The organism is Limnoraphis robusta BA-68 BA1, from assembly GCF_034932365.1.
Classification (GTDB): Bacteria; Cyanobacteriota; Cyanobacteriia; order Cyanobacteriales; family Microcoleaceae; genus Capilliphycus; species Capilliphycus robustus.
In genome coordinates, this window is sequence record NZ_JAYGHR010000052.1 from 1 (window position 1) to 6947 (window position 6947).

Here is a 6947-nt window from a genome sequence, read left to right on the forward strand (position 1 = left end):
ACGCGATACACCGACGCGCGACCCGACGCCTTGGTGGGCCAGGGCCCACCCTATGTCGCGATACACCGACGCGCGACCCGACGCCTTGGTGGGCCGGGGCCCACCCTATGTGATGGACAGGGGGCATGGCGCGGTCATCGCTGCGCAGCGTCCTCGCACCACGAGCCGCAGAGACAAACGCGGAACGCGCTGCATAGGGTGGGCCCCGGCCCACCATGAGCTGAACCCCGCCTCAGCCATCGCCACCCCGGCCCCGGTCATCGCTGGCGAAGTTCTGCGCGCACCTGTCCAGATCTCCTCGCGCGATACACCGGCGCGCGACCCGTCTGGTCCTCGCGCCGCCAGCGCCGCCGGGAGACCGCGATAGACACAAAACCGGAACGATTCAAGCCTTGCGCCCAGTGCCTCTTTCCAATCCAATCTCGCTGCAGCTGCGCGGATCAACCCGTCGGAAACATGGCAAATGAGCAACAACAGAAGAACGGAAGAAAAGCACACGTCGGCCTGGGTGCGGTTGTTGCTGGCCTTGCAACTCGCGGCGATCCCAGCACTTGCCTCGGCGCAGGACGAGCGGGGCAGCTTCTATCTGTCCGACGCGCTGGTGCACTACATCAAGCCTGAGACCACGTTGTCGCGCACGCCCATCATCATGATTCCGGGGCTGAACCTGTCCTCCTACATCTATCTGACAACCCCGGACGGACGCGAGGGCTGGGCGCAGTTCTTTGCTGCCGCCGGTCATGACGTGTACGCCATCAACAGCCCGGACTACGACTTCGCCCGCGGCGGATTCAGCGTTGCCCCCTTCACGGTTCCCGCGGGCGGGCCCTCGGGCGTCCCGAGCTCGGCGCAGGCGTGGAGCCAGGACATCTGGCGGCGCTGGGGCTTCGGCTCATCCCAGGGAAATCCCTACCCGGATACGCGCTTTCCGACCGCGTCATTCAGTGCGTTTGCGGCCAACTATCCCTATGTGGACAGTGCGGTCTCCCCCATCAGCTTTCCCGAGGCAGTCATCGATTTGATCGACCAGGTCGGCCCGGTGTACCTGATGGCGCACTCGGCCGGCGGTCCAAGCGCGTTCGCCGCAGCCAAGGCCCGGCCGGAACTGGTGCGCGGACTGCTGATGGTCGAGCCCACCGGCGCGCCGGTTGCGAGCGACTTTCCGGCGCTTGCGGGACAGTCGATGTTCGGCGTTTACGGGGATTACCTCGATTCGCGCAACCAGACCACCCGCAAGCTCGCGCTGGAAGAAGCGGCAGCCCTGTTCATCCAGAACGGGGGCACGGCGCAAGTGGATTCGCTGCCGGATGACTACGCGATCGACGGCAACACGCACCTGATGATGCAGGACAACAACAGCGTGTTCGTGGCTGGCCTGTTTCTCGCCTGGCTGCAGCAGCTGGAGCAGGAAGCGGCCCTGTTCGTCGATGGCTTCGAAGCGGCGCCTGTGCGGTAACCGACTTGCGCGGAATCTTGAGCGGGCGGCGAGCAGGTGAGGGCGCGTCGTGTATCCGCCGCCCCGGTGCCCACGTTGCGATCAAGGCCGTTGCATGCAGTCGCAGCGCTGCCTATGCGTCGATACACGTGTGATGCTCGCGCCCTTCGTCCATCGCGACACACATCCTTCGGACAGGCCCTGCCACCGGTCCGGCTGGACGAAGGCCAGGCTTGCCAAGCAGACTCGGCGCGCTGCATCCCTTTCCTTCCAGTGAGCCCAGCCATGCCTCGCCCTGCCGCCGCGTTGCTTCTCGCCCTGACCGCGTTCGCGGCGCATGCGCAGGAGGGGCCCAACGATCTCGCGCCACCCGCCGCGAATGAAGCCAGCATGGAGCCTGCGCCAGCCGGTCTTGAGCCCTGGTCGCACGGCAACGATTGGGAATGGCTGCGCCATGCAGAACCCGACACGATTCTGTGCCCGTTTCGCGGCCGCATCGATTACGAATACGGCGAGATCGAATGCGGGCTGATCCGCGTACCCGAGAACCGCGAGGTCGCCGGCAGCCGGACCATCGAGTTGCACTACGTCCGGATCAAGGCCACGGGCAAGGACCACGAAGACAACACGGTCGAGACCCGGCCCGACCCGGTGATCTACCTGACCGGCGGTCCTGGTGTGGCCGTCGAGGTCTATGTCGGCCGGCTCAAGGACCATCGTCTGCTTGCGCAGCGCGACCTCTACATCCTCGAGCAGCGCGGCATCGGCAGCTCCGGCGATTTCTGTCCGTTCTTCAGCAGCCGCAATCGCGCCGACCAGATTCACGCCGACCGTGAGGCCAGCGAGCGCGCGAACCTGGAGCAGGCCGCGGTCTGCATCGAGGGCGCCCGTTCGCAGGGCGTGGATGTGACCGGTTACAACACCTTCGAGAACGCGCGCGATGTGAAGGCACTGCGCCTGGCGCTCGGGCTCGACCAATGGAACGTCTGGGGAATTTCCTACGGCTCGGTGCTCGGCCAGGCCTACATGAAGGTCGATCCGGAGGGCATTCGCGCGGCGGTGATCGACGCCATCGTGCCGCTGGATATCGGCGAGCTGATGCGTCTGCCCTACTGGCATGACGCCAACCTGACCCGACTGTTCGAGGCCTGCGCCGCGCAACCGGACTGCGCCCAGGCGTATGCCGGCCTGGCCAAGCGCCACCTGGCCGCCATCCAGGTCGTGAACGACGCGCCGATTTCGGTAGAGGTCGAGCCCAGCGACATGTACCCGCAAGGGAAGGCGTACTTCTTCGCCGACGTGATCGCCGGGCTGCCCTTCAGCCTGATGTACGAGCAGAAAACCCATCCCGCCCTGCCGGCCATCATCGACGGCCTGACCCGGGCCGTGGAGTCCGGCGACGACACCCTGTTTCGCGCTCTGGCGGTCATCACCAGCGAAGATGCAGGCACGGAGGTCGAGTCCGCCCAGGGCATGTCGTCCGCCGTGCAATGCATGGACGGTTATGTCGACGGCCTTGCCCGAGTCTCTCCCGAAGATTTCCGACTCTTTCCCGAGCTGGCCCACGCCTTCGGTCATCCGGAGATGATCCAGTCGATGCCCGAGCGCTGTCGCGCGATCGGTCTGGCCCCGCGCGATCCGGCCCAATTCGCTCCGGTTCAGACCGATCTGCCGGTGGTCGTGGCCAACGGTCGCTGGGACCCGATTACCCCGGTGGCCCTGGCGGAGCACATCATGCCCGGCTTCAAGAATGGGCAACTGGTGATCTTTCCGCACGCCGGCCACGGACCCACGCGCTCGATCGAGTGCGGCGGTGACTGGCTCAACGCCTGGTTTGACGACCCGAGCGCACCCGTGGCGCGTGAGTGCGTGGACGAGGGCGAGCAAGCCGCCGAGTTCATCGCACCCTACTTCCGAAGCTCGGTCGTCATCGACGCGTTGGCACTCCGAGGCGAAGACGAATCCCGGCTCAAGGCGCATGGTGCATGGGTGGGCGTATCGGCCGGAATCACCTTGATCGCCGTGCTGGTCTTGCCGCTGGCTTGGCTTGGCCGGCGACTCAACGGCCATGCACTCAAAGGCTCCGGCGGCAGCCGGCTGACGGTGTTCCTGGCTGTACTGCTGGCCACGGCCTGGCTCACGGGCCTCGGCTTGGCCGCCTGGCAGACCAGCGAAGTGACCGAGGCCATGCTGCTGTTCGGATTCGTTCCCTGGGCAGCCTGGGTTGCCTGGCTGGGGCCGCTGAGTGTGCTGGTCGCGGTCCTGGCCCTGGTCCGCGTGTGGCGCTCGCGGCAGGCGATCGGGCTGGCCAGCCGGATCGGCCTGCTGCTGGCTCCCTTGGCCGTGGTCAGTCTGGGACTAGCGGGACAGGTCTGGTCGCTGTGGCCGTTCTGAGCGATGGCTGGCCCAGTGCGTCCCCCGGAGCCTGACTCAGGGGCGCACGAGGTCAGCTTGGGCGGTCGCGGGATACGGACCCCGGAGTCGCCCTTTGCAGCGAGCCCGCTCTGGCCGGGAATTGCCGCCTGACTGCAGGGAACGACCACGCGCTGCAGCTGCGTGGTCAGCGCCGCCGGCCCGGTGCGGGAGCGCGGCGGTGCGTGAGCGCCGCAGAACCTGATGCTGAAAGCGGCGAACTTCAAGACTCCGGAAGGCGAAGGGGCCAGAGCGCGCAGGCATCAGCGACCGACTCGACGTGCAAGCCCGGCGATCGCGATGTCCATGTCGAACGGCTTTCCGGACTCAACGACGCCATCGATCAGAAGGAGCCGTCGCCGCATGCAGACGCCCGCAGCTTCTGCGTGACCCCTTCCGCTGCTGCCCCTTGCAGGGCGACCGCCTTGCCCTTCGTCAATGCATGGAAGTGGATTGGAGCGTGTGCAGCTTCGCCCGGTAGCGATCACGGTCGGGATCACGCGGTGCAGTCTTGTAGGCGTCACGCAGCCATCGTTCCGCCAGGGCCTGCTGCCCGAGCGCGTCGTAGGCCACCGCCATGCGCCAATACGCCTCGTGGAGATAGGGTGCCATCTCGACGGCCTGCGCGTAGTAGGACAGAGCCGAACGCGCCCGCTGGTCGGCGACGGCCTCGTTGCCGAGTTCGATCAATCGATAGGGATCGTGATTGGGAAGGCGCGCAAGTTTCGCGTCGATTTCGGCCACTTCGTCGAGGCGTTCTTGCTTCAGCAGCAGCCGCCGAAGATTGTTCAGCAGGTTGAGATTGTCCCCGTGCTGGCGAAGCCCCTGGCGATACAGTCGCTCGGCCGCATCCTCGGCGCCCACCCGCCGATGCAGCACCGCGAGCGAGTTCATCGCGTCCGGGTTGGCTTCATCGTGCTCAAGCGCGGTCAGAAGCATCCAGTAGCTCGCACGGAAATCGCTACGCGACAATGCCTCGGCTGCGAGATTGACGTAGTACATGGACTGCAGCTCGCGCAGATCCACTCGGCTGCCGCTGCGCTGGCCGATCGTGGGGAAGTAGTCGATGACCAGATGCGGCGCCTGCAGCAGCGCCTGACCTTCCTGCGGCACATAGGTCGGGTCGTACAGACGCGTACGCACATGATCGGCAACGGCAACGAAACCCCCGTGTCGCTCAAAGACCGGCGTACTGAGCACTCGCTGGTAGCGAGCCTCGACATCGACCAGCTGCGCGAGAGCGGTGGTGACCAGGGCCAGGCTCAGGCAGTTGCCCTGATCGAGCGCCAGAGCCTGCGAAGCCGTCAGGGTATCGCCGTGGTATCGGAAGTTGCCGAGCCGCCCTTCCAGATAGCGGAAGATTCGCTCGTGCGGCTTGAACTCCGCATGGGCGGGATCAGTGAAGAACGCAAGGAAGTCCGCTTTCTGGGGCTCGGTGAGCTGGTAAAGCGTTGCAACCGGGGGCAGCGCGATCGGATCCCCGAACAGCTCGGGACGCACGGCGACCGGCTCAGGCGCGATCTGTACCGGCGCCTGTGTCGCAACCCGCGGCGGCACCGCAGCGCACCCGAAGAGCAATCCACACAAGGCCATCATCGGCAATCGAACAAAGCGCATTGAACACCTGGCGTTGCAAGTCCTGCACAACGCTGACCGACGGCGCAGGACGATGCAAGTCCACGTGTTGGCCATGCGAGCCGAGTCGTGCGAGGCCGTCGCGTCGAGGGCCGGAAGCCGCGGCGTACGCCGGCACGTCGGGTTCAGCGCAAACGCGTGCGAAGCAACTCGGCCCACATGACCAATACCGCCAGGAAGTTCAGCATCAACAGCGCTGGGGTCAGGTCGGTGCATTTGACCGTCATCTGGCGAGGATTTCCCCGTGTCCCCCGCCTCGGCCTAGCTCTGCGCCCGGCCTCCTGAGGGTGCTTCGATCCGTGTCGTCAGGCTTGCCGGCTGCAGCCAGGGACGAGATCGGTCAGGTGTCGATCGGTGCGCTGGACCAAAGTCCAGAACACGTCGCCTACGCTTGGGCGCGGAAGAGGCTTGCCACCAGCGGCCGGACCCATACCGGCGTGCGCCCCAGAGCCTCGGCGTCCATGGGGCCGGGAACGATCAAGCGACCGTGCTCGACCAAGGCGACGCGTAGCGGAGAGGGGATCGGCATGCCGGCCTCAACCGAGGCCGAGTTGTCATACACCTGAACCGTATGCACGTGCGGTGCAAGCGCGATCAGGTTGGCGATCGAGGTGTTCCAGCGCGAGCGGATCTTGTGCTCTGGAATGTCGTGGCCGCCGGCGGCGACCCTCGCCTTGACGCGCGCAATATGCAGCTCGGGCGAGGCGAGGCCGCAGTACCAGATCATCACGTCGTGGCTTGCACAGGCCTCGCGCAGCATGCGAGTGAAGGTCGTCGCGCCCAGCGTGGTCTCAAAGGCGTAACTGCGTCCTTGCGACAGCGCCCGTTCGAGGCGTGCCTTGCCTTCCTGCCAGGCCAGCGCATCCGCCTCGTCCTTGCCGAGATCCTCTTCGCGCTGCAGGCGCGTCGACAGCTCGTCCGGGTTGAACCATGTGGCCCCGCGACGTCGAAGTGCCGCGCCGCCGATCGAGCTCTTGCCGGCGCCGTTGACGCCCGCCAGCACGCGCAGTACCGGGCGCCGACTAATGGCCGGCCCCCGCGATTACCGAACCGCCGAGATCGATGGGCTCGTCGAAGGCTTCGCGCAGGGCCGCTTCGCCCTCCGGCGACTCGAGCACCTGCAGCCGGCGGTCGAACTCCTCACGCAGGACCTGCAGGCGCGCCTCGATGCGCTGTTCGCGACTGCGTTCGGCTGCCAGCAAGGCCTCATAGCGCTCGGGCGCGACCACCCAGGCCTGCGCCCGGCCATGCGCCAGCACGCGCACCGCCTTGTCCCGATGGGCTTCAGCACGCCGAACCACCGCCACCCAGCTTTCCTTGACCGCACTCGCGGTGACTTCGGCGACGTCTGCTGGTGCTGTTTCGATCCGCTCGGTTGCCATGGCGTCCATCCAAAAAGGCCTATTCTGGCCATAACGTCCCAGGTCTGCGCGCTGCTCAAGCGCTGCGGCGACCCGCGCAAAGC

5 protein-coding genes are annotated in these 6947 nt (G+C 66.3%); 2 read left to right on the forward strand and 3 right to left on the reverse strand.

Annotated features, from left to right (window positions below; genetic code table 11):
- The first annotated feature begins 463 nt into the window (after nt 1-463).
- Nucleotides 464-1456 (forward strand): alpha/beta hydrolase family protein, encoded by a 993-nt coding sequence (locus VB836_RS13205; RefSeq protein ID WP_323219732.1) that lies wholly within the window; start codon nt 464-466, stop codon nt 1454-1456.
- A gap of 264 nt (nt 1457-1720) precedes the next feature.
- Entirely contained in the window at nt 1721-3829 is a 2109-nt protein-coding gene (locus tag VB836_RS13210; RefSeq protein ID WP_323219733.1) for an alpha/beta fold hydrolase, read from the forward strand.
- Between the two features lie 453 nt (nt 3830-4282).
- Here VB836_RS13210 and VB836_RS13215 read toward each other — a convergent pair whose 3' ends face one another.
- From VB836_RS13215 to VB836_RS13225, 3 genes are all read right to left on the reverse strand, one after another.
- The gene (locus VB836_RS13215; RefSeq protein ID WP_323219734.1) at nt 4283-5464 is read right to left on the reverse strand and encodes a tetratricopeptide repeat protein; all 1182 of its coding nucleotides are present in this window, start codon (nt 5462-5464) and stop codon (nt 4283-4285) included.
- A gap of 403 nt (nt 5465-5867) precedes the next feature.
- The gene (locus VB836_RS13220; protein ID WP_407659664.1) at nt 5868-6509 is read right to left on the reverse strand and encodes an AAA family ATPase; all 642 of its coding nucleotides are present in this window, start codon (nt 6507-6509) and stop codon (nt 5868-5870) included.
- Nucleotides 6505-6947: hypothetical protein (locus tag VB836_RS13225; RefSeq protein WP_323219736.1), on the reverse strand; the 443-nt coding region annotated here is incomplete at its 5' end. The genes VB836_RS13225 and VB836_RS13220, both read right to left, overlap by 5 nt.

Excerpts from the sequence above, each read along its gene's own strand:
- VB836_RS13210 (WP_323219733.1), top strand. The coding sequence starts at position 1,721 with ATGCCTCGCCCTGCCGCCGCGTTGCTTCTCGCCCTGACCGCGTTCGCG.
- VB836_RS13205 (WP_323219732.1), top strand. The coding sequence starts at position 464 with ATGAGCAACAACAGAAGAACGGAAGAAAAGCACACGTCGGCCTGGGTG.
- VB836_RS13215 (WP_323219734.1), bottom strand. The coding sequence starts at position 5,464 with ATGCGCTTTGTTCGATTGCCGATGATGGCCTTGTGTGGATTGCTCTTC.